The sequence below is a fragment of the Mesorhizobium sp. P3_B5 genome, assembly GCF_056402815.1.
In genome coordinates this window covers 135,268-156,722 of record NZ_JBFUGR010000003.1, presented here as the reverse complement: position 1 = coordinate 156,722, position 21,455 = coordinate 135,268, and the positions used below count along the sequence as shown (strand labels likewise).

The following is a 21,455-nucleotide window of genomic DNA, read 5'->3' as shown; positions in this document are numbered from 1 at the left end:
CTTCAACCCCCGGCTTCGGCCACCGAGCGGAAGAAATCCTCGGGGTCCTCGACCTCGATCAGCTTCCGCTTCTCGATCAGCCAGAAGCGGTTGCCGATCGCGCGGATGAAGGAGCGGTCGTGCGAGGCGAGCATGCAGCTTGCCTGATGCGCCAGCAATTCGGTTTCCAGCGCTTCCTGGCCGTCGATGTCGAGATGGTTGGTCGGCTCGTCGAGCAAATAGAAGTTGGGGTTGGCGAGCCTGAGCGCCAGCATCATCAGCCGTGCCTTCTGGCCGCCCGACAGCACGGCGATCTTTTTCTCCTGCATCTCGATGACCACGCCGGCACCGGCGAGCAGCGAGCGGGCGCGTTGCTCGCCGACGTCGTAGCGGCGCGAAACCATCGCCAGCGGTGTGTCGTCACCGCTGATGCCGGCCAGCGCCTGGTCGCTGTAGCCGAGCACCGTCGACGGCGTCACCTTCACATCAGGCACCGTTTCCGGCTCCGTGATGGCGTTGCGGATCAAGGTGACGAAACGCGTCTTGCCGACGCCATTGCGGCCGAGCAGGACGATACGGTCGCCCTGGCAGATATGACGCTTGCCGGTCTTGAATAGCAGGGTTCCGTCGGGCGTTTCGACCGCGGCGTCGTCGAGCGTGATCAGCACCTTGGCATGGGTGCCGCGATTGACCAGCCTGATCGCGCCCGCCGATTTCTCGCGGTGTGCCGGTGCCGCTGATACTTCGAGGCGCTCTGCCCGCTGGTTGAGCTGCTTGGTCTTGACCACCAAAAGATCGCTGCCCGAATTGATGCCGATGTTGTTGAGCTTGGCGGCCTGCCGGCGCAATTGCTGCGCCACCTTCATGTCGCGCTCGAACTTGCGCGCCATCGAGGCGTCGACTTCGTCCAGCGCCTGCCTCGCTCTGGAATAGGGCAGCGCAAACACCGGCGATTGTTCCGGGCGCAGGAACAGCGTCCTGTTGGTGACGGCGTCGAGGAATGCACGGTCGTGGCTTGCGATGACCACCGGCACCTCGCGAGGCAACGCGTTCAGCCAGGTTTCCAGCTGGCCGATCTTGGCGAGGTCGAGATGGTTGGTCGGCTCATCGAGCAGCAGCACATCCGGATCGGTGACCCAGACACGCGCGATCAGCGCCAGCCTTTGCCAGCCACCGCTCAAGGCCCGCATCGTCCGTTCGCGCATCGGCTCCGGCACATCGAGCGAATCCAGCACCACGTCGACGCGCCACAGCTCGCTTTCGGCCTGCTCCGCCGGCAAGGCATCGGCGACAATGTGATGAAAGCTGTGGTCGAGGAGAGCTGGCGGAACCGACTGCTCGACATGACCGACGCGCAGGCCGCGGGTGCGGGTGATGTCGCCGGAGGTCGGCTCGATCACGCCGGTCAGGCATTTGAGCAGAGTGGATTTGCCGCGACCGTTGGCGGCAACGATGCCGAGCCGGTCGCCGGCGCCGATGGTGAGGTCGAGATTGGAGAACAGCGGCGCACTCATGGTGACGCCGAGGGATTTGAGGCTGATCAGGGCCATTTTTGATTTCTCTGGTCTGTCCGGAGGAAAGGTCCGGTTCAATGCACTTTGACGGTGCGCAGGCTGGCCATCAGGCTCGGCGTTGCGGCACCACGAAGGGCAGACCAAATAATCGAAGCGGGAAAAACCCGTGATGACCCTGGTCAGCCCTGCAAGCAAGCTCGCAGGGCAGAAATCGGGCCACGCTGACGATGGTGACGAGAAAAATCAAACACGTGAGCCCTCCTTTCAAGACGTTCGAGTGTGCGGAGCGATTACACCAAAGGCTGGGCGGATGGCAAGGGGACCGCTTTCGCCCGGCGCGGGAACGGATCCAGCACCAGCAAGCAACCGCAGATGATCGCCACCGCGCCGAAGCCCTGGATGATGGTCAGCGACTCGCCGAGCATGACCGTGCCGACCAGCACCGCGATCACGGTCACGGCGAACTCGACGCTGATCGCCCTGGTGGCGCCGATGCTGGAAACCAGCCGGAAATAGACGACGTAGGTCATTGCGCTCATCACGCAGGCGAGAATGGCGAGATAGAGGAAGTYCACGACGCGCGGCATTGCCGGTACCGGCACGGCGAGCAGCAGCGGCAGCGTCATCAACCCGCCAAACAGGAAGGCGGCACTGGTGACTTCCAGCGAGCCAACCGAGCGCAAATGACGGTTGGCGTAGTTGCTGCCGAATGCCGCCGAGAAGGAACTGAGCAGCGAGGCGGCGCAGCCGAGTGCGAAGGATGTCGTCATTGGCACCGAGGGAAAGCCGACGAGCACCATGATGCCGGCGGCCCCGAGCAGCAGGCCGGCCAGCCCGCGCACGGTGATGCGCTCCAGCCCCCAAAGCTGGGAAAGGATCATCGAGAACAGCGGGATCGCCGCGACGAGAATGGCCGCCATCGCCGTGCCGATGCGCGGGGTGGCATAGGACAGACCGATCAGCTGTGCCGCAACCGTCGTTGCGCCGACCATAGCGAATGGCCGCCAGCCGGCGCTGAAATCGAGCTTGCGCCTGGTCGCACCCGCCAGCAGCAGCAGCGTGACGCCGGCGATCAGCGACCGCAAGGTGACCGCGCCGATCCAGCCAAAGGCATGCACCACCTTGAGCAGGACCAGGAATGACAACCCCCAGGTGATGGCCAGGAAGATGTAGGAGGCGATGTCTCTGGGTTTCATGGTTCGTGGGTGGTTTCCGGGGCGGACGGGCGGGATGGCAAGGCCCGTATAGGTTCCACCAGTGGCTTGCAAGGACGGGTGCATAGTCCAGCAGGGCGTTGCCGGTGAGTTGGTCGAAGGAAGAGCTTTCGGTGTTGGAGGGACAGCGCCCCCCTCTGTCCTGCCGGACATCTCCCCCACACGGGGGGAGATCGGATCTCACCTCTGCTTTCGCCGATCTCCAACGTTGCAGAATTGAGCGAAGCGATGAAGCCGCCAATCTCCCCACTCGTGGGGGAGATGTCCGGCAGGACAGAGGGGGGCGCGAAGGATCGCTACCGTCCCGGCCTGCCCGTCTTGCCCGGCCGGCGCTTTTCGCGGCGAGCATCTGCCGGATCTTCATAAGAGCCCATGCCGGCGCGTTCGCGCTTGACCGGCTTGTCGCCTTCGATCGGCGTTTCGGTCCGCCGCACGGTCATCTCGTCGAGAGAATTCTTCTTGAACAGCGGCTTGGTCGGCTCACCCGGAATGCCGAAATCGGAGCCGTGCGCCTCCTCGGCCGACTGTTTCTTGAACAGCGAGCGCGACACCGCACCGGCCGGGGTCGGCATGTCGGTGCCCGGACCCATGGCGTCGAGCGACGGCTTGGCGAATAGCGGCTTCTTCACCGGTACGGCGCCGTCGGTGCCCATCTCGTCGAGATCAGGCTTGCGGAAGAGATTGGGCCGGGCTGCGTTTTCAGAGGCACGTGCCGCGTCGAGCTTGCGGAAACGCTCCTGTTCCTCTGAAGTACGATGTTTGGCCACGCCCTTGTTGTGCTTGCCCTTCTCGCGGCCCGAGACGGGGCTTTCCATGTCGGCATATTTGGCCAACGGGTCCTCGGAGATGGACAGTTCCATCTCGCGCAGCCGCTTGATCTCGTCGCGGATGCGGGCGGCCTTTTCGAAATCGAGATTGGTGGCGGCCTCGCGCATCTGCTTGTCCATGGCGTCGAGATGGGCCTTCAGATTGTTGCCCATCATCGCGCCGGCGCTGTCGGTGAACTGCGAGATATCGGCGCGCACGTGGTCCTTCTCGTAGACAGAGTCGAGAATGTCGGAGATGCGCGACTTGACCGATTCCGGCGTGATGCCGTTGGCCTCGTTCCATTCCATTTGCTTCTCGCGGCGGCGGCCGGTTTCGGCCATCGCCCGCTCCATCGAGCCGGTGATCTGGTCGGCGTAGAGGATGACCTTGCCGTCGACATTGCGAGCGGCGCGGCCGATGGTCTGGATCAGTGAGGTTTCCGAGCGCAAGAACCCTTCCTTGTCGGCATCGAGGATGGCGACGAAGCCGCATTCGGGAATGTCGAGGCCCTCGCGCAACAGGTTGATGCCGACCAGCACGTCGAAGGCGCCGAGGCGCAAATCGCGCAGGATCTCGATGCGCTCCAGCGTGTCGATGTCGGAGTGCATATAGCGGACGCGGATGCCCTGTTCGTGCAGATATTCGGTCAAGTCTTCGGCCATGCGCTTGGTCAGCACCGTCACCAGCGTGCGGTAACCGGCCTTGGTGGTGTCGCGAATTTCGCCGACGACATCGTCGACCTGGCTCTTGGCCGGACGCACCTCGACCGGTGGGTCGATCAGGCCGGTTGGGCGGATGACCTGCTCGGCGAAGACGCCGCCGGACTGTTCCATTTCCCAGCCGCCCGGCGTCGCCGAAACGGCTACCGAGAGCGGACGCATGGCATCCCATTCCTCGAAGCGCAGCGGCCTGTTGTCCATGCACGACGGCAGACGGAAGCCGTATTCGGCCAGCGTCGCCTTGCGCCTGAAGTCGCCGCGATACATGCCACCGATCTGCGGCACGGTGACGTGGCTTTCGTCGATGAAGACCAGCGCATTGTCGGGGATGTATTCAAACAAGGTCGGCGGCGGATCACCGGGCTGGCGGCCGGTGAGATAGCGCGAATAGTTCTCGATGCCGGCGCAGGAGCCGGTGGCTTCCAGCATTTCCAGATCGAAGCGTGTGCGCTGCTCCAGCCGCTGCGCCTCCAGCAGGCGGCCGGCGCGCTCAAGCTCCACCAGCCGGTGCTTGAGCTCTTCCTTGATCGACTTGATGGCCTGGTTCAGGGTCGGACGCGGCGTCACATAGTGCGAGTTGGCGTAGATCTTGACGCTCTTCAGCTCGCCGGTCTTCTGGCCGGTCAGCGGATCGAATTCGGTGATCTGCTCGATCTCGTCGCCGAACATCGAAATGCGCCAGGCGCGATCCTCAAGGTGGGCCGGAAAGATCTCGATCGTGTCGCCGCGCACGCGAAACGAGCCGCGGACGAAGTTGATGTCCTGCCGCTTGTATTGCTGGGCGACGAGATCGGCGAGCAAGGCGCGCTGGTCGAGCCGGTCGCCGATCTGCATCTGGAAGGTCATCGCCGTGTAGGTCTCGACCGAGCCGATACCGTAGATGCAAGACACCGAGGCGACGATGATGACGTCGTCGCGCTCGAGCAGCGAGCGCGTCGCGGAATGGCGCATGCGGTCGATCTGCTCGTTGATCGAGGATTCCTTCTCGATGAAGGTATCGGTGCGCGGGACGTAGGCTTCCGGCTGGTAGTAATCGTAGTAGGAGACGAAATACTCGACGGCGTTTTCCGGGAAGAATTTCTTGAACTCGGAATAGAGCTGCGCCGCCAGCGTCTTGTTGGGCGCCAGGATCAGGGCAGGGCGCTGCGTCTCCTCGATCACCTTGGCCATGGTGAATGTTTTGCCCGAGCCGGTGACGCCGAGCAGCACCTGGGTGCGGTCGTTGTCGTTGACGCCCTCGACCAGATCCTTGATCGCCGTCGGCTGGTCGCCGGCCGGCTCGAAATCCGACACCATTTTGATGGCGATGCCGCCTTCGGATTTTTCCGGACGGGCAGGGCGGTGCGGTGTCCAAAGCACGCCGTCCTTGTGCAAGGGATTGCCGGATTCGATCAGCGCCGACAGCGCGGCGACCGTGGCGGTGACGCCGCCGGAGGCCATGGTCTCGGCGTCCTCCAGCGAAATGTCGAGGCCGGCGACTGGATTGAGGCCAGCCGCGGTTCGCTCCCGAGCCGAGGCCGCGCCGCCCATCGAAGTGCCGCGCGCCGAGCGGCCGGGCGCGGCGGAGCGTTCAGGGATCTTTTTTGCGGCCTTCGGCGACTTGCTGGAGGCGCGCCCTTCCTTCTCGGCTTCCTGTTCGATCTGCTCGGCCCAATCGGCGATCGAGCCGGTCAGCGGCGCACCGCTGAATTCGGCTTGCGGCGCCTCGGCAAAGCCGCCCTTGTGTAGGGGCTCAGAGGCATCGAGGAAATCGGTCAGCGGGCTGCGCCGCTTGGGTGGCGAAGCACGATCGTCACCCGCCGGCGGCGGCGTCTTTTTATCGGGAGATTTGGCCATGTTCCGAATATGGGCAGAGTCAGCCAAAATGGAAAGAGCCGAGTGGTTCGGGTTCCGGAGCGAAACCAGGCTCCTGACACAAGGGTGTCAGGAGCGGTGACGACATCTGCCGCAGCAGCGTACAGTCGACGCATCGATCGCGGCGGCGGCCGCGCCTTTCGCACGCTGGGAACCGCTTTACACCGATGAGGCAGAGGCGGTGCTATACCTAGGGGCGATCTCTCAGAGTGACAAACGTATTCGTGGCCGCCGCCTCGCACGCCTAAGTTGGCGAGACATTACCTTGACTTGAACATGCAGTTGTAAGCCATACTCTCCGTCGTCAGGACGCGGGGGGGGAAATAATGTCAACGAACGATGCTATCGTCTTAAAGGCAAATTTCGACGATTGGAGGACAAACGCTGGGGATCTAGGTGGCATCGACCCCTGGCTGTACTATTGCCTAGAGCAATTCCTAAAACCGTATTCTCTCGACGAGGATGAAATTCGCTTTGGAATCACCGAGGGTGGTAACGATGGTGGTGCCGATGGCATATACATTTTGGCCAACCAAGGTCAATTGCTGACCGACGATGACACAATCGACGCGAAGTTTGTATCCAAAGTCCGGGTTGTATTTGTGCAGGTCAAGACCAGTGGAGGCATCAAGCCAACAGAGATAGAGAAGTGGCTCCCATTCACTGAAGATTTTTTTGATCTATCGAAAGATCCAAGCTCGTTCGGTATGAGATACAACGACACTGTCAAGCTTGCAATGCGAGTTTGGCGGGACAAATACCTGAAAATGGTCCAGAATCATCCCGATCTCACCGTGGACTATTACTATATTACGGGCGACGACGCTGTTCCAGATAGTTACGCCCTTGATGCTTGCCGCCGAATCGAGGCGGCTGCAGCTAAGCACATTAAGGCAACCTGCACAGTTCATTGCGTTGGAGCAAAGGAGCTTTGGGAACAGGTTCAACGCCGGCCACCCAGGAGTAGGACAATCGTTTGGGCAGAGACGCCGATGGTTGCCAAAGAGGGTTCGGTTGGCCTTGTGAGGCTTGCCGAGTTTTGCCGCTTCCTTGAGGATTCTCCGGGGGAGCTAGCCGAACGTATCTTCGAAACGAACGTTCGAGGTTTTCAGCAAGATTCTACCGTCAACAAGGAAATTGCGAAGACCCTTGAGGAGAAGGGTGGCCCGAATTTTTGGCTACTCAACAACGGGGTGACGATCATTGCAGGTAAGACCACACCAGGCGGGCATAAGCAACTCGTCATAGAAGACCCGCAAATCGTCAATGGATTGCAGACTTCGCGCGTCATATTTGCGAAAATCGGCGTGAATGGTGACGACGGTGAAAGGACGGTGCTTATTCGCGTGATAGAGACGACCGATCAGGCGACACAGGACCGGATCATCCGGGCTACTAACAGCCAAAACAAAATGCTACCCGCATCTCTTCGTATGACCGACCAGATTCAGCGAGACATTGAAGAGCTATTTCGGAAATTTGACCTTTACTATGACAGGCGAAAGGGTTTTTACCGGGACCAAGGGCGACCTGTGCGAAAGATCGTTGGTGTCAATGCGCTGGTTCAATCAGTCATCTCTCTTATACTTCAAAGACCCGACGACGCGCGGGCACGTCCCGGGGACTATTTCAAAGACGATAGCCGGTACAAGGCCGTCTTTGCCGATCCTAAGATACCGGTATCCGCATACGTAAATTGCGTCCAGATTATGCAAAAGGTAGACGAATTTTTGGCTAAGCAAGGCATAGGTGGAAGCGATCAGAAGAACCTCAAATTCTATCTGGGAGCATTAGTAGCGCGCGAATTTTCCGGGCTTACCCGTCCGGTGGCAAGCAAATTGCCTCCGGCGTCGAAGTTAGATGGAGCCATCCTTGGAGATGCTTTCAAGCGCGTACTGAGGACTTATAAGACGCTGACCAAAACTATGGATGGTGACGCAGCAGCGAGGGGGTCGCAGATGCTCAAAAAACTGAACGCCCAGTGGAAAACGAAGCAGGCCAGACTGAGGAAGAAAAGTAATTCTTCGGCAGTGTGATCAGAGTCCGAATATACGATTCGCTTACGCGACACGTAGTTCAATTGAACCACAGCGCAAACGTCAGAAACCCGCTGCCGCCGAACTGGCGCTGGATCTGGTTGAATTCCTCGCTGGTCAGGATCTTTCCGCTTTCGAGATAGGGGGCGATGGCCGGGCCGGTGATCGACAGCACCAGATCGAAGGTTTTTGGCTCGTCGAAGAAGCGCTTCATGTTGATGCCTTTGCCGGTGATGCGGAAATGCGGCAGCAAGGTGCGGCCTTCGAGCAGATCCTCGGCCATGGTCAAGGTGGCGAGCCAGGCCTGGACCTGCTCCTCGCCGACTTCGAGGCCGGTGAGCCGGTTGGTGCCTTTCTGCTGCGGGCCGGGCAGCCATTCGCGGTCATTGTCGGTCTCGGCGCGGATCGCTTTCCAGTCTTCGCGCGACAGTCGGATCATTTCCAGCAGATGACGCCGCGCTGCTTGACGGCGTTCCGGCTCGACCACCGGCCAGTTGATGAGATGCACCAGCGAGATGAAATCGGCGAGGCGCCATTCCGAGGTGAGGATACCGCCGCCCATGCCGCCGTCCGGCGGGACGAGAATGTCCTGCAGCGGCAGTTTTGCGCGCGGAAACAGCATGTGGAACGAGCCGTCGAACATGTTGCTGAAGTCATGCGCCAGCCAGAAATCAGCCTGGGCCATCAGGAATTCGGCGTAGCCTTGCAGCCAGAAACCGTCGGCGCGGTCGAAGCGGAAGATGAGCGGGGTGGCGTCCGGCGCATCGCCGCTATTGTTCGACAGTGCCGCCATGATTGCCGCGAGACTTTCCTGCGGCGTGATGTTGCCATCCTCGTCAAGGTCTACGCCGACATGGGCGAGATCGATCTCCATGCCGATACCGGCATCGGCGGGCACTGAGCCCAGCGTTGCCGTGGATTTTTCAAGCCGGTCGCGGAAAGCGACAAGGATGGCGCGAAACTGCTCGTAGGTCAGCGGCTCGGGATTGGGATTGTCCGGCACCGGCAGCCGCATCAGCGGCAGCATGAAGGATTGCGGACTTTCGAAGCCATGGCGGTGCAGGCCACCGGCGAGGATCTCCAGCGCGGTGAAGAATTCGCCGGCGCCGGCCGCATAGGCTGAGGCTGGATCGGTTGGGGCCGCGGCTTCGAGCGTGGTGAGCGCGGCGTTTCGCTCAGCCACGGTTTTCGCCTCGAACAGCGCGCTCGCTGCTTCGGGCGCCGCGGCGCTGGCGGAAGACAGCGGCAGCAGCAGAACAAGGGCGGATGCCAGCAGGGTTGCGAGTCGTATCATCTTGGTCCTCCGATGTGCCGTTCCGCAGCAACCATACACGCATCTGCTGCGCTGCGCCTGTCGGTCCTGATGCGGTGCGAGCCTGTATTTCAATTGGCCAAGAGTCGGCGCTTCAACCAGCCCAGCAGACAGTCTACACAAGGCAAACGATTGGACATTGTGTGTCGAACTATCCACTTTCCTACAAACTGTCGTGGCTGCCGCGCTTCCTGAAGCCTTCGCTCGCCGGCGATAGCAGTGGCTTTGTGCCGGCAGCCGCAACGATGATCGAACCGCCACCGGCGCGGACGGTGCGGCTGGCCTTCGTTGGCGATATCTCGGCGGTTGCCAATCGTGCTGCGCCCGAATGCGACCCGGCGATCGTGGCGCTGCTTGGCACCGCCGACCTGGTGATCGGCAATTGCGAAAGCCCGGTCGTGGAGCGACCAAGGGTTGTCGCCGGCACGCGGCTCGGCACGCATCATGCGATGACCGAGCGATTTCTTGCAGACGCGCTGGCGGCTGTCGGCATCCCACACAAGAAGCTTGTCTTGTCGCTGGCCAACAATCATGTGTTCGACCAGGGCGTGGCGGGTTTCGACGAGACGGTTGCGGCGCTGAAGCGCCTCGGCATCCGCAGCATCGGTACCGCGGCCAAAGGTCCGGTCGTGCGGCTTGCGGTTGGGCCGCTGACCATCGGCCTTGCCGCCTTCACGCTGTGGCGCAATGCCGATGCAGCTTTGTTTGCCGGCCGGGTGTCGATGCAAAGCGATCCGGCACTGTGGCCGCGCGATGCAGCCAAGGGCGCCGATCTGCTCTGCGCCGTGCCGCATTGGGACTGGGAGTTCCGGCATTTTCCGCGCGGCGAAACGAGGGCGCTGGCCAGGCATTTGGCCGACCACGGCGTTGGCCTGATCGCCGGCCACCACGCCCATGTCGTGCAGCCGGTTGAGCGGCTCGGCAAAGCGCTTGTCGCCTATGGGCTTGGCGATTTTCTTGGCACCGCCCTTGCCCGCCAGCCATGGCCCGGCCGCATCGGTTGCATTTTCGTCGTCGACGTTAGTGCCGATCTCGGCATGCGTGGCGCGATCGCCGCCTACGGGCTGCACCCTTTCATGCGGCTGCGCGCCGGCAATCATGAGCGGCTGGTGCCGGTAGCGGCGCTGCAGGGCCGGATGCGTGGCAGGGTCGAGGGTCGGTTGAAGACGATCTTTGGCGGCTGACGACTTTCCCGCAAAAGCGGCTATCATAGGCCACTAGAGCGTTTCACCGTTTCGCGGAAACGGCGATCCGCTCTATCTCTGTTTTACGCAATTCCGGACGGAAAACCGCTCACACTTTTCCTGGAATTGCTCAAAGGCTTGCGAGGGGGCGATGGAAACAGCAGATTTCATGCCGAGCGAAGCGGTGATCGCTGGCATCAGGAAAAATATCGAGGCTTATGAGGCCGGACGGGCGTCGGCCTACCGCCAGGTGCGCTGGCGGGTGCCGGTGTTTTTGGGGCCGCTGCTGGTCTTTGTCGTGCTGGTGGCCTGGCTGTTCAACAAGGTCGCCGATGCCAACGAGCAGTGGTTCTCGACACCGCATGTGTTCCTCTATGTCGGCTGCTTCTTCACAGCGCTGCTGCTCTATTTCCTGGCGATCACACCGGCGACGCGGCTGCAGCAATCGTTTCGCGACACGCTGCTTCCGATCATCTTCGGTTTCATCAGAGATATGCGCTATCAGAATGGCGTGACGCCGAATTCCTTCGACCGGTTGCCGCGCGCCGCGGTCGGCTCCTTCAACCGGCAGGCCTTCGACGACATCGTGTCCGGCCGCTACGAGGACTTTCCGTTCGAACTCTACGAGGCAGAGTTGCGCGTAGGGACGGCCAAAAGCTCGTCGACGGTATTCAAGGGCGTCATCGTTGCCTTCGAGACGATTGCGCCGTTCCCCGGCATATTGGTGGCGGCGCGGCGGGCCAATGCGGTCGTCGGTTTCTTCCGCAGCATATTCACAGCAAAGATGCAGGAATTGTCATCCGGCGACGCGGCGCTCGATGCTGCCTACGAATTCCGCACCGACAATATCGCGGCCGCCCAGCCGCTGGTGACTGGCCGGCTGGCGCAGGCGCTGAAATGGCTGCACGAAACATGGCCTGATGACCCGGCGCGGGTGGCGCTCAACGGCAGCGACGGTTTCCTGCTTTTGCCGCAGCCGAAGAATTTTTTCGAACTGCCCGCCATTTCCGTGCCGCTCGACTACACCAGCCACATCGCGCCGATGATCGCCGACATGGGCGCGATGCTGGCGACGGCGGCGCTAGTGCGCAAGATCGGCGCGAAAGACGACGCGGGTTAGCCGGATTGGCGAGACGTCAGCAGTCGAAGCCGTAATTGCTGCGCAGGTAGTCGGCCTCTTCCTTCGACATGGTCTTGAACATCACACAGACGGTGAAACTGCCAACCTGATGGCCGTTCCTGGTGTAGCCCCAGTCGGAAATATCGTCTCGGTTGAATTTGATATACTGGCCGATCACGACGTTGTGGACGCTCTGCGGCTCGTTCGCCAATATTCCTGCGAACCCGGTTTCCGTCCGCTGGAACGGTATGACCCAGAAGTGTTCGGTCGCGTTTCCGTCGGTGATCTTCACCTTCAATTTGAATGTATCGGTTCCAGGTGGGGGTGTCCGAGATAACGCCAGGAAATCGTCCAGGCTGGCACGCGCCTGTGCAATCGCGGCGGCCATATCCGGATCGTCAGCGGCCACCGCGACAACGTGGTCGCCGCCCTGATTAGAGTCTTGCGCTTCGGCCGATACGGGAGCAAGCGCCAGCACAAGAGACATCACAATGCGGACTGGAAGATTCATGGACAGCGGCCTTCGATCTTTCACCAGAGCGGCCGCGATCATCGTGCATCAAGCTTGGATTTTCAATCGAGGTGCGAATCGTCTCTGGTCAAGCTTGGTTTGGTTGGAACCATGAAACAAAACGTGTCCCCGATGATTTTTCCGCTGCCCGTTTCGTGATGCAACCGGACGCGGAATGCGGCGGTCATGTGATGGTCGCGTGCAGGCCACCGCAGTCCCGACAACCGACTCTTTTCGTGGGAAAAGCGCTGTAACAGGCGACCGCCCGATTGGCCGGATCAGCGGGACGGTCTGACAATGTGTCAGAATTAAGTAGCTGATTCTGTTTGCAAAATTCATTCAACGTGATTTGCGGCCGGCCGCTTTCCGTACCAGCTTTGGGGCGTTCGGTGACTGTCGCTTCCACGAGGCAGCGTCCCGGCAAACTGAAACGGAGTACCTACCGATGAAGAAAATCCTTGTGACCACCGCCGCCATGCTCGCCTTTGTTGGCACCGCCTATGCCGCGACCGTTCAAGGCACCATCCAGGCGGTCGATCCGACAACCAAGTCGATCACGCTGGACGACGGCAAGATCTACCAGTTGCCGCCGGAAGCGGCGATCGAAAAACTGAAGATCGGCGCCAAGGTGGCGGTGACTGTCGACGACAAGACCGGGCTGGTCACGTCGATCGAAAAAGCTTCGTAGAGATATCGCCGGCAGCAGCCTGCTGCCGGGAACTTTTTCAACAATGCCCCCTGTCCCAGGAGTGGTCGGTCCCGTCCGGGGCCGGCCGCTTTCATGTCGATATTGCCAGCCGACGCCAGGCGACCAGAATGACGCTCGTCAACCTACCGGCTGCATTACGGCCAGGGAATTGCTGGCGTCCTATCCGGAATTTCCGGCGGTTCTCGCCAGCAAACGGCAATTTGATCCGACGGAGCTGTTTTCCTCGACCTTCTACCGTGCGATCAAAGTGCTGAGCGGCGTGGCATAGCAGATGGCAGGAGCGGCGATGCGAACGAGATCAGCGGCGATGGCACTGGCTGTTGTGGCGCTTTGCTGCGGCCCTGCAGGATCGGAAGACCTGAAGGCGTTCAAGCTGACGATTGACGGCGTTGCCGTCGATATCGATGCCGGCGAGAGCGTCGACGTCACCTTGCCGGATGGGAAGAAGGCCAGGGCGACGCTCCAGCGCAACGACTTCGCCACCTTTTCTGGTGACCATTTCTCCTTCGTCCATCCGAGCGACGTCCAGGTCACCAAGACCGATCTGGATGAGCACACCAGCCAGTATCTGATGGCGTCGGCGCTCGGAACGATCGTCATCCTGCAGGAATATTCGGCAATGAACCCGGTGGCGCTCAACCAGCTGATGCTGCAGGAGATGACCAAGGAATCGGTGCAAGCGGGCGCGACGCTCACCCAGGAGCCGACATCACGCAAGCTTGCCGATGGCAGGGAACTGACCGGCATCCGTGCCACGGTCAAGACGCGGACCGAAAGCGCCGACTATGAGGTGCTGAGCTTCGGCACGTCGGATCAGGGCGTCATCATGGTCACGCGCCTTGGCGAGGAAAACGCCAAGACCGAAGGGCCGCTGATCGATAAGTTCTGGCAGAGCCTGCAGATTAAGCTTTAGAGCCTGTTGTCCAGTCGAGCTTACAGCCCGTCCGGCATCAGCCCCGCCAGCCAATTCGCCGACCGCTTGGCGATGCCGACAGTCGCGGACGCGGCGCGGCCGAGGTCGGTCTTGACCACGGCGTAACCGTTTTTCGTGCGATAGAGCACGCCGGTTCCGCCATTGACCACTTGTTCATAGGCGACGGGCCGGGCAGCGGCCGCGTCCATGGCCGTCGTCGGCGAGCCGACGGGGACGCTCGGCCGATGGCTCAGTTCGGGCGGCAGCGGGCTTTCAACCCTAACGACCTTGCTGACAGGCTTTAGCTCCGGGCGGGACGCGGTCGCGGCCAGTTGCGAGGAGGACGACGAGCCCTTCGTGCGGCAGATGCCGGAGACCAGCGGGTAGTTGAAATTTTTCTGGTGCAGTATCTGGCTTTTCATCGCCGCCTGGCAGTCGGCGATGGTTGCCCATTTGGCCGGCGTTTCGCCGATATACTCGCAGAGCTTGGCGTCGCAGTCGCAGCCGACGATGGTCATGGCGACAAGGGCGGTCTTGATCACGGTCTTGTCCCTTCGAATTGCCCCCCGGCAGCCTCTCCATCGCTGCGGAACAAGGCGGGATTTTGGCCACGATCGTGGAATGAGCAAGACGAAGCGCAACAGGGTGCCATAGGGGTGCCGGCTGTGGCCGAAAAGCGTCAGTAGTCGTAGACGTGTTCGAGCTTGGCGCCTGCCTTGATCAGTGCCGGCAGCACCAGATGCAGCTTGCGCACGGCGACGGTCAGGCCGGTGCGGCGCATCTCCGGTTGAGCCGGGAGCGGGTAGCTGAACAAGATGCGGGCACCCTCCGGCGGGGCGACCTCGCTGGCGGATAGAACGCTGATCATGATCTCGTCATTGCCGCCGATTTCGACGAAGGAAACGCCCTTGTCGATCAGCCGCGGGATCATCTCTGTGAACACCTGGTAGCGCTTGGTGACGAAGACCGTGCCATCGGCGCCGAAATCGCGCTCGAGCAAGGTGTCGGCCTCGTCGCGCGTCGCTTCGCCGACCGGACCCTTGGCCCAGACATGGATGTCGCGCAGGGCCGGGTCGGAGGTGGCGGCGAGTGCCTTGGTGATCAGGTCGGCGCAGGCTTGCTTGATCGTGTCGGCGAGGCCGAAGGCGAGCTTGCGTTCGCTGGTGCGCACGCTGCTGTCGCCCGGCGCCGGCTGCACGGCAAAAAGACCGGCGCGCTTTTCGGCGTAGGGAAACTGGTGCCACGGCACCCGATCGAGAAAGCTCGCATATTCGCCCGCCACCTTGGCCTGGTAGATGTCGGCTGCGGTACGCTTGCCGGCGGTCGCCTCGGTGATGCGGCCGACCGTGTTCTCATAGGCCCATTGCAGGGCATGCTCGATCGTGTGGCTGGTGCCGATGACGACCAGCATCTGATGTTTGTCGAAGTTGAATTTGTCGCTCGCGCTGGCCCGGATCATCATCGCGTAGTCCTGCCAGAAGCGGCCGACATAGGCGAAGTAGGGGAAGCCGCTCGGCTGGTTCTTGTCGACGAAGCCGGCATATTCGCGGGCGGCATAGACGATCGACCATTCGGGATAGGTGAGGTAGGTCGATTCCTCCGGCCGCTGGTAGCCGGGAATCTCGGCGCGGACCTTGTCGGCCAGCGCCTTCGGTGGCGCGCCATCGGCGATGCCCGGCAGCGGTGCCGTGTCCAGCGACGGAGTGGTCAGGAAGCCATAGCTCAGCCCAACGATCGGGATGAGGATGACAATGACGATCAGCCACAGGATCGTTTTGATGATGCGTTTCAGCCAGCGGAACAGGAACATTCCGGTCAGGCCGTGGCGAAGTGGTCGATGCCGGCGTCGAGGCAGCCCGAACCGGTGATCAGGCCGAGCACACCGTCGAACAGACAGACCGAGCCGAGCTTGAAATAGAACACTGCACCGCGATGCGAGATGAAGGCCGCCGCCTCCACCCAGACGCCGGAGAAGGCGTGCAGCAGGTCATCGGCAAGCTTCTGGATCAGCGTCATGAAGTATCCCCTTCAAGCGACGCGACGATAGTAGCCGATTCTGCCGTAGGGTGAAGCAGCACCACGACAGGTTGTGGGGGATGGCCAGAAAGACAGTCGGCGCCGGGATTTCTCCCAGCGCCTCCCTGTCAGATCAGGACACGGTCGCGGCAGCAACTTCCGTAAAGTCATCGCGCCTTGCCGGCCTTGATTTTGACGGTCCTGCCAGCCACCACCCGAGGGCGGTGCCCGTTCCAGACCACGCCGATCTCCACCCTTGCGAGCTTCGCCCAGCGCGCCATCGAAGGTTTTTGCCGTCCTTCATGGCAGCATCGGTCCGCCGTTGGCGTTCGCACGCTTTCCGCGGCCCCGTAGGTCTCGGCATCCATCCCTCCAACAGGCAAGCCTGCTCTCGTTCCGGGCCGTACGGGCCTCAGGAAATCCGCCTTTTCGCTTTGCCTTTCGGCGTGGCGATCGGTAGCCGCCTGAGATGGGTTCAACGTACGCCGGGGAAGTGGTTTGCGATACTGCCGCGAGCCTGTGGATAGCGGGATTATCGGGGACTATGTTCGGCAGCGAAGCGATTTTTTGGGCCGCACCCGGCCGACAGGCGGGTCCCGTCATTTGTGGTATGGTCGGGACATTCGATCTTGCTCCGCAGTCCGGCGCGGTCTTCAATGCCGGCAAAGGATTCGAGGCGCAAGCGTCTTCGATCTCCCTGGGGAGGGTGTGCTTGAAGGTCGGGGTCATTCTCAATCCGATTGCCGGCGGCGGCCGGCTGAAGCGGCATTGGCCGGAGGTCGCCGTTTCGCTGAAAAAGCACTTTGGCGATTTCGAACTGCGCGAGACACAAGCCGAGGGCGATGCCGAACGGCTGGCGCTCGACTTGGCGGCAACCGGCTTCGACCTGGTGATCGCGGCGGGTGGCGACGGCACGGCCAGCGAAGTGGCCGATGGGCTGCTGCAGGCCTCCGCGGAAAGCGGGCGGACGACCGAGCTTGGCCTTTTGCCTTGCGGCACCGGCATCGACTTTGCCCGCGGGCTCGGCCTGCCGCGCGACGTCGACGCGACGCTCAAGCAGATTGCCGAGGCCAAGGCCCGCAAGGTCGATGCCGGGCGCATCTGCTACATCGACGATCATGGCGCGTTGGCCAGCCGCCATTTCATCAACATCGCCAGTCTCGGCCTGTCGGGCGCTACCGATCGCGCGGTCAATGCCGACAAGCGCAAGGGCAGGATGTCGGCGAAGGCGCTGTTCCTGTGGCGCACCGTGGTCGAGTTTATCCGCTACCACTTCCAGGATGTCAGGATCACCGTTGACGATGGAACGCCGGTCGAAGCCCGCATGGCGCTGGTGGCGGTGGCCAACGGAAAATTCTTCGGTGGCGGGATGATGATCGCGCCCGACGCCGAGCTGGACGACGGCCAGTTCGACATCGTCATCCTGCGCGCGGCGGGCAAGCTGAAGCTGATCTGGGACATCCGCCTGCTCTATGGCGGCCGACACCGCAACCATCCGGCGATCACCATTTTGCGCGGCAAGAAAGTGGTTGTCGAACCGCTGGGCGATGTGGAAAAGAACGGCGCGCTGGTTGACATAGACGGTGAGTCGCCAGGGCGGATACCGGCCACCTTTGAGATCCTGCCTGGGGCGCTGACGCTCAGATATTGATTCAAGACGTTGAGAGATTGATTCAGGCAGCTGCGGGCTTGATTCCGCCCGGCTGCCCAATTCGCTGAAATCGCTGGTAAAATTTAGCCGCCTCAGATTTCCAGCCTGGCCGGGAAGCCCGGCGCGCGCAGGTCGGTTCCAACTGCATCTTCGAGCAGCTTGACGATCTGGGTCGACCAGGCACCGCCGCCATAGGCTTCCTTGCCCTGCTCAAAAATCGCGTTGACGCATGATGCCAGGTCGAGTGGCACACTGAAATCCTTGCCCATGCCGAGCGCAAAGCCGAGGTCCTTCAGCGCCAGGTCCATGGTGAAGCCGATGTCGTAGGAGCCGTTCAGCACTAGCTGGCTTTCGGTCTCGTGAACGAAGCTGTTGCCGGAGGAAGCAACAATGGCGTGGTAGGACTGGGCGAGGTCGAGCCCGCCCTGTTTGGCCAGCATCAGCGCTTCGCCGGCGGCGACGAGATGGATGAAGGCCAGCATGTTGGTGATGACCTTGATCACCGCCGCTGAGCCAACGGACCCCATCAGGAACGATTTTGCGCACATCGCCTCGATGGCCGGGCGATGGCGCGCATAGAGCGCCGTATCGCCGCCGACCAGCGCGGTGATCTTGCCGACCGCCGCCAGATGCACGCCACCGGTGACCGGGCATTCCAGCGTCTCGATGCCGCTGGCCGAGGCGAGGGCTGCCAGCCGCAGGATTTCGTCGCGGCCGTTGGTCGACATCTCGATCCAGGTGCCGCCCTTGGGCAGACCTTCGAGCAACCCGTCCGGGCCGGCCAGCACCGCTTCGCTGATCTTGGGCGAGGGCAGGCACGTGATGGCGTTACCGGCACGGGCGGCGGCTTCGGCCGGACTTTTGGCAGCCGTAGCACCGAGCGCCACCAGGCGTTCGACGGCAGTGGGGTCGCGGTCATAGACGGTGACGGCAAAGCCATTGCAGATCAGGCTGGCGGCAAGGTTACCGCCGAGATGGCCAAGACCGATGAAGGCGTAGTTTTCGCGCGTGCTCACGGCATCAACGGCGTCTGCATCATCTGCAAATGCAGGTCCTTGCCGGTGTAGGGATGCGCGTCGCAGACGGCTTCGTTGAGCTCGACGCCGAGTCCGGGTTCCTTCGACGGAATGACATTGCCATCCTGCCATTCGATCTTCTTCTTCAGCAGCGTCGCGTGAAAACCGTCCCACTGCTTCAACGATTCCAGGATGAGGAAGTTGGGCAACGTTACCGCGAGCTGGATGTTGGCGGCGCCGACGATCGGCCCGCAATAGCAGTGCGGCGCGACCTGGATGTGATAGGCCTCGGCCATGGCAGCGATCTTCTTGGTCTCGAGAATGCCGCCGGAGCGGCCAAGATCGGGTTGCAGGATGGTGGCCGCCCGGTTCTCGATGACGCGGGCAAACTCGAACTTGGTCGTCAGCCTTTCGCCGGTGGCAATCGGGATCGACGTGCCGCGCGCAACCTGCGCCATCACCTCGGGCATATCAGGCGGCACCGGCTCCTCGAACCACAGTGGGTCATACGGCTCGATGGCGCGGGCCATGCGCAGCGCGCCCGAGGCGGTAAACTGGCCGTGCGTGCCGAACAGGATGTCGGCGCGGGTGCCGACCGCTTCGCGGATCGCCTTGATCATGCGCGTGGAGAGATCGATGTCGACGAGCCGCGGCTGGTGGCCGTCGAAGGCGGTGTAGGGGCCGGCCGGATCGAGCTTGACCGCGGTAAAGCCCTGTTCGACATATTCGAGCGCGCAGGCTGCGGCCAGATCAGGGTCGTTGTAGACGTTCTTGCCGTGCGCATCCTCGGAATGGACGCTCCCGGTGTGCGGATAGAGGTAGGTGTAGGAGCGCAACGTTTCGTGCACCTGGCCGCCGAGCAGTTTGTAGACCGGCTTGTTGGCTTCCTTGCCGATAATGTCCCAGCAGGCCATTTCCAGTGCGGAAAAACAGCCCATGCCGGAAACATCCGGGCGCTGGGTGAAGCCGGAGGAATAGGCGCGACGGAAGAAATTTTCGATGTCGTGCGGGTCGCGACCCAGCAGATAGCGCTCGGCCATGTCCTCGACCATTTTGGCGGTGACATGGGCGGAGAAGGTGGCGTTGTAGGCCTCGCCATAGCCGACGACGCCGCCGTCGGTGGTGAGCTTGACGAAGATGAAATACTTGCCGCCGATGCCGGGTGGCGGGTTGCCGACAACCCAGGTCTTGACGTCGGTGATCTTCATTTTTGATCCTCCAGGACCAGTTCGGCGCCCTTCCATCCGGTCAGAATGGAGGCGGCGTTGGTGTTACCCGTGATGTTGTCGGGAAAGATCGAGGCGTCAATGACACGCAGGCCTTCGAGACCGTGCACTTTCAAACGCGGGTCGACAACGGCGCGCGCGGGATCGGGTCCCATGCGGCAGGTCGAAACCGGGTGGTAGACGGTGCCGGAGCGCTTCCGGAAGTCCTGGATCAGATCGGCGTCGGAGGTGATCGACGGACCCGGCAGAACCTCTTCCTCGATGATCTCGGCCATGGCAGGCATAGAGGCGATCTTGCGCACGAACTTCACCGCCGCCAGCATCTCGTCGACATCGGCGTTGGTGGAATAGGCATTGGCGACGATTTTGGGATAGTCGCGCGGGTTGCTTGAGCGGATCATGATCTCGCCACGGCTCGACGGCCGGCAGTTGGACAGGCCGATGGAAAAGCCCGGCCACGGGTCGGGCGTCAGGATCGGGCGCTCGCCGCTTTTCGGAATGAGGGTCGAGAAGGCCTGGAAATAGAGCTGCATGTTGGGCCGCGTCGCCGCCGGATCGGTGCGGAAGAAGCCGCCGGCATGGTTCATCGACAGCGACAGCGGACCGGAACGGGTCAGGATGTATTGCATGCCGACCAACAGCTTGCCCCACCACGGGCGCAGGATCTGGTTGAGCGTCGGCAGCTTGCCCTTGAAGGTGTAGTTGATGCCGACATGGTCCTGCAGGTTAGCGCCGACATTCTCGTTGGCATGGATTAAGGGAATGCCGAGACTGCCAAGCAGCGCCTGGGGGCCAATGCCGGACAGCTGCAGCAACTGGGGCGAGTTGATCGAGCCGCCTGAAAGGATCACTTCACGGCCGGCGCGAGCGGTTTTCGTCTCGCCATTCTGCAGATACTCGATGCCAATGGCGCGCTTGCCCTGAAACAGAATTCTGGTCGCCAGTGCGTTCATCTCGACGCGGACGGTTTTTCGTTTCATCGCCGGATGCAGAAAAGCCCGCGCCGCCGACATGCGGCGGCCGTTCCTGGTGGTGATCTGGTAGACGCCGACACCCTCCTGCGCTGCGCCGTTGAAATCCGGGTTGAGCGGCAGCCCGGCCTGTTGGCCCGCTGCGAGATAACGGCTGGTCAGCGGATGGACTGACTTCGAGCAATCGGTGATGTGCAGTGGCCCGCCGACACCGCGCCATGCGTCGGCGCCGGCCTGATTGTCCTCCAGCGCCTTGAAGGCGGGCAGGAGGTCGTCAAAACCCCAGCCGGGATTGCCGGCGGCTGCCCAGGCATCGAAATCCTCGCGCGCGCCGCGGATCCAGACCATGGCGTTGATCGAGCTCGAACCGCCGAGCAATTTGCCGCGCGGCCAGTGGTCGACATTGCCGCCAAGGCCGGGATCCGGCTCGGTCTTGTAGTTCCAGTTGACCGCTGGATCGAAAAAAGTCTTGCCGTAGCCGAGCGGCATCTGCACGTAGAAGCGGCGGTCGGTGCCGCCGGCTTCCAGCACCAGCACCGAGAAACGGCCGGAAGCCGACAGTTTTTCCGCCAGAACCGAGCCGGCCGAGCCGGAGCCGACGACGATGAAATCAAAACTCTGCATGGTGGCTGCGGGCGGCTCCGGAATTTCAGGCTGCAGCCTAGACGCCGCAGGCTCCGAAAGTCGCCGTGCCATCCGGCAT

The 21,455-nt window shown here is 62.0% G+C and carries 17 protein-coding genes; 6 read left to right on the top strand and 11 right to left on the bottom strand.

Annotated elements, in window-relative coordinates:
- Positions 1-2: 2 nt before the first annotated feature.
- From AC1DVW_RS10410 to uvrB, 3 genes are all read right to left on the bottom strand, one after another.
- Positions 3-1,529, bottom strand: coding sequence for an ABC-F family ATP-binding cassette domain-containing protein (locus AC1DVW_RS10410; protein ID WP_477322883.1), 1,527 nt, complete (start codon positions 1,527-1,529; stop codon positions 3-5).
- A 254-nt stretch (positions 1,530-1,783) separates the two neighbouring features.
- The gene (locus tag AC1DVW_RS10405) at positions 1,784-2,689 is read right to left on the bottom strand and encodes a DMT family transporter (protein WP_477322882.1); all 906 of its coding nucleotides are present in this window, start codon (positions 2,687-2,689) and stop codon (positions 1,784-1,786) included.
- Positions 2,690-3,003: 314 nt separating this feature from the next.
- The gene (gene uvrB, locus AC1DVW_RS10400) at positions 3,004-6,069 is read right to left on the bottom strand and encodes an excinuclease ABC subunit UvrB (protein WP_477322880.1); all 3,066 of its coding nucleotides are present in this window, start codon (positions 6,067-6,069) and stop codon (positions 3,004-3,006) included.
- 344 nt (positions 6,070-6,413) lie between these two features.
- Between uvrB and AC1DVW_RS10395 the strand changes: the two genes are divergently transcribed.
- Positions 6,414-8,123, top strand: coding sequence for an AIPR family protein (locus tag AC1DVW_RS10395; protein ID WP_477322879.1), 1,710 nt, complete (start codon positions 6,414-6,416; stop codon positions 8,121-8,123).
- A 40-nt stretch (positions 8,124-8,163) separates the two neighbouring features.
- Here AC1DVW_RS10395 and AC1DVW_RS10390 read toward each other — a convergent pair whose 3' ends face one another.
- Complete coding sequence (locus AC1DVW_RS10390; RefSeq protein WP_477322877.1) at positions 8,164-9,417, bottom strand: hypothetical protein; 1,254 nt, start codon at positions 9,415-9,417, stop codon at positions 8,164-8,166.
- Between the two features lie 161 nt (positions 9,418-9,578).
- Here AC1DVW_RS10390 and AC1DVW_RS10385 point away from each other — a divergent pair, with 161 nt between their 5' ends.
- Complete coding sequence (locus AC1DVW_RS10385) at positions 9,579-10,619, top strand: CapA family protein (RefSeq protein WP_477322875.1); 1,041 nt, start codon at positions 9,579-9,581, stop codon at positions 10,617-10,619.
- Positions 10,620-10,770: 151 nt separating this feature from the next.
- Positions 10,771-11,739: a hypothetical protein gene (locus tag AC1DVW_RS10380; protein ID WP_477322874.1), complete on the top strand. Its 969-nt coding sequence runs from the start codon at positions 10,771-10,773 to the stop codon at positions 11,737-11,739.
- Positions 11,740-11,755: 16 nt separating this feature from the next.
- Here AC1DVW_RS10380 and AC1DVW_RS10375 read toward each other — a convergent pair whose 3' ends face one another.
- A complete protein-coding gene (locus tag AC1DVW_RS10375) occupies positions 11,756-12,292 on the bottom strand; it encodes a YegJ family protein (protein WP_477322873.1) in 537 nt (178 codons plus the stop codon).
- A gap of 403 nt (positions 12,293-12,695) precedes the next feature.
- Between AC1DVW_RS10375 and AC1DVW_RS10370 the strand changes: the two genes are divergently transcribed.
- Positions 12,696-12,938 (top strand): DUF1344 domain-containing protein, encoded by a 243-nt coding sequence (locus tag AC1DVW_RS10370; RefSeq protein WP_477312813.1) that lies wholly within the window; start codon positions 12,696-12,698, stop codon positions 12,936-12,938.
- Between the two features lie 307 nt (positions 12,939-13,245).
- Positions 13,246-13,872: a hypothetical protein gene (locus AC1DVW_RS10365; protein ID WP_477322871.1), complete on the top strand. Its 627-nt coding sequence runs from the start codon at positions 13,246-13,248 to the stop codon at positions 13,870-13,872.
- Positions 13,873-13,892: 20 nt separating this feature from the next.
- Here the strand turns inward: AC1DVW_RS10365 and AC1DVW_RS10360 are convergent, their stop codons facing one another.
- From AC1DVW_RS10360 to AC1DVW_RS10350, 3 genes are all read right to left on the bottom strand, one after another.
- Positions 13,893-14,414 carry a hypothetical protein gene (locus AC1DVW_RS10360; RefSeq protein WP_477322870.1) on the bottom strand — a complete coding sequence of 174 codons (522 nt, stop codon included), beginning with the start codon at positions 14,412-14,414 and terminating at the stop codon, positions 13,893-13,895.
- Between the two features lie 137 nt (positions 14,415-14,551).
- A complete protein-coding gene (locus AC1DVW_RS10355; protein WP_477322869.1) occupies positions 14,552-15,682 on the bottom strand; it encodes a hypothetical protein in 1,131 nt (376 codons plus the stop codon).
- Positions 15,683-15,687: 5 nt separating this feature from the next.
- Positions 15,688-15,888 carry a hypothetical protein gene (locus AC1DVW_RS10350; protein ID WP_477322867.1) on the bottom strand — a complete coding sequence of 67 codons (201 nt, stop codon included), beginning with the start codon at positions 15,886-15,888 and terminating at the stop codon, positions 15,688-15,690.
- Positions 15,889-16,600: 712 nt separating this feature from the next.
- Between AC1DVW_RS10350 and AC1DVW_RS10345 the strand changes: the two genes are divergently transcribed.
- Positions 16,601-17,539, top strand: a complete 939-nt coding sequence (locus tag AC1DVW_RS10345) for a diacylglycerol/lipid kinase family protein (RefSeq protein ID WP_477322866.1) — start codon at positions 16,601-16,603, stop codon at positions 17,537-17,539.
- 92 nt (positions 17,540-17,631) lie between these two features.
- Here the strand turns inward: AC1DVW_RS10345 and AC1DVW_RS10340 are convergent, their stop codons facing one another.
- From AC1DVW_RS10340 to AC1DVW_RS10330, 3 genes are read right to left on the bottom strand one after another with little or no spacing between them, the layout of a single operon-like run.
- The gene (locus AC1DVW_RS10340) at positions 17,632-18,555 is read right to left on the bottom strand and encodes an NAD(P)-dependent oxidoreductase (protein WP_477322865.1); all 924 of its coding nucleotides are present in this window, start codon (positions 18,553-18,555) and stop codon (positions 17,632-17,634) included.
- On the bottom strand, positions 18,552-19,763 hold the full coding sequence (locus tag AC1DVW_RS10335; RefSeq protein ID WP_477322863.1) for a mandelate racemase/muconate lactonizing enzyme family protein: 1,212 nt from the start codon (positions 19,761-19,763) through the stop codon (positions 18,552-18,554). The genes AC1DVW_RS10340 and AC1DVW_RS10335 overlap by 4 nt, the downstream gene beginning before the upstream one ends.
- Complete coding sequence (locus AC1DVW_RS10330) at positions 19,760-21,376, bottom strand: GMC family oxidoreductase (RefSeq protein WP_477322862.1); 1,617 nt, start codon at positions 21,374-21,376, stop codon at positions 19,760-19,762. The genes AC1DVW_RS10335 and AC1DVW_RS10330 overlap by 4 nt, the downstream gene beginning before the upstream one ends.
- Between the last annotated feature and the right edge of the window lie 79 nt (positions 21,377-21,455).

Bases quoted from the DNA above. Each gene is read 5' to 3' on its own strand.
- AC1DVW_RS10410 (WP_477322883.1), bottom strand. From the start codon at position 1,529: ATGGCCCTGATCAGCCTCAAATCCCTCGGCGTCACCATGAGTGCGCCG.
- uvrB (WP_477322880.1), bottom strand. From the start codon at position 6,069: ATGGCCAAATCTCCCGATAAAAAGACGCCGCCGCCGGCGGGTGACGAT.
- AC1DVW_RS10395 (WP_477322879.1), top strand. From the start codon at position 6,414: ATGTCAACGAACGATGCTATCGTCTTAAAGGCAAATTTCGACGATTGG.
- AC1DVW_RS10390 (WP_477322877.1), bottom strand. From the start codon at position 9,417: ATGATACGACTCGCAACCCTGCTGGCATCCGCCCTTGTTCTGCTGCTG.
- AC1DVW_RS10380 (WP_477322874.1), top strand. From the start codon at position 10,771: ATGGAAACAGCAGATTTCATGCCGAGCGAAGCGGTGATCGCTGGCATC.
- AC1DVW_RS10375 (WP_477322873.1), bottom strand. From the start codon at position 12,292: ATGATCGCGGCCGCTCTGGTGAAAGATCGAAGGCCGCTGTCCATGAAT.
- AC1DVW_RS10370 (WP_477312813.1), top strand. From the start codon at position 12,696: ATGAAGAAAATCCTTGTGACCACCGCCGCCATGCTCGCCTTTGTTGGC.
- AC1DVW_RS10365 (WP_477322871.1), top strand. From the start codon at position 13,246: ATGCGAACGAGATCAGCGGCGATGGCACTGGCTGTTGTGGCGCTTTGC.
- AC1DVW_RS10355 (WP_477322869.1), bottom strand. From the start codon at position 15,682: ATGTTCCTGTTCCGCTGGCTGAAACGCATCATCAAAACGATCCTGTGG.
- AC1DVW_RS10350 (WP_477322867.1), bottom strand. From the start codon at position 15,888: ATGACGCTGATCCAGAAGCTTGCCGATGACCTGCTGCACGCCTTCTCC.
- AC1DVW_RS10335 (WP_477322863.1), bottom strand. From the start codon at position 19,763: ATGAAGATCACCGACGTCAAGACCTGGGTTGTCGGCAACCCGCCACCC.
- AC1DVW_RS10330 (WP_477322862.1), bottom strand. From the start codon at position 21,376: ATGCAGAGTTTTGATTTCATCGTCGTCGGCTCCGGCTCGGCCGGCTCG.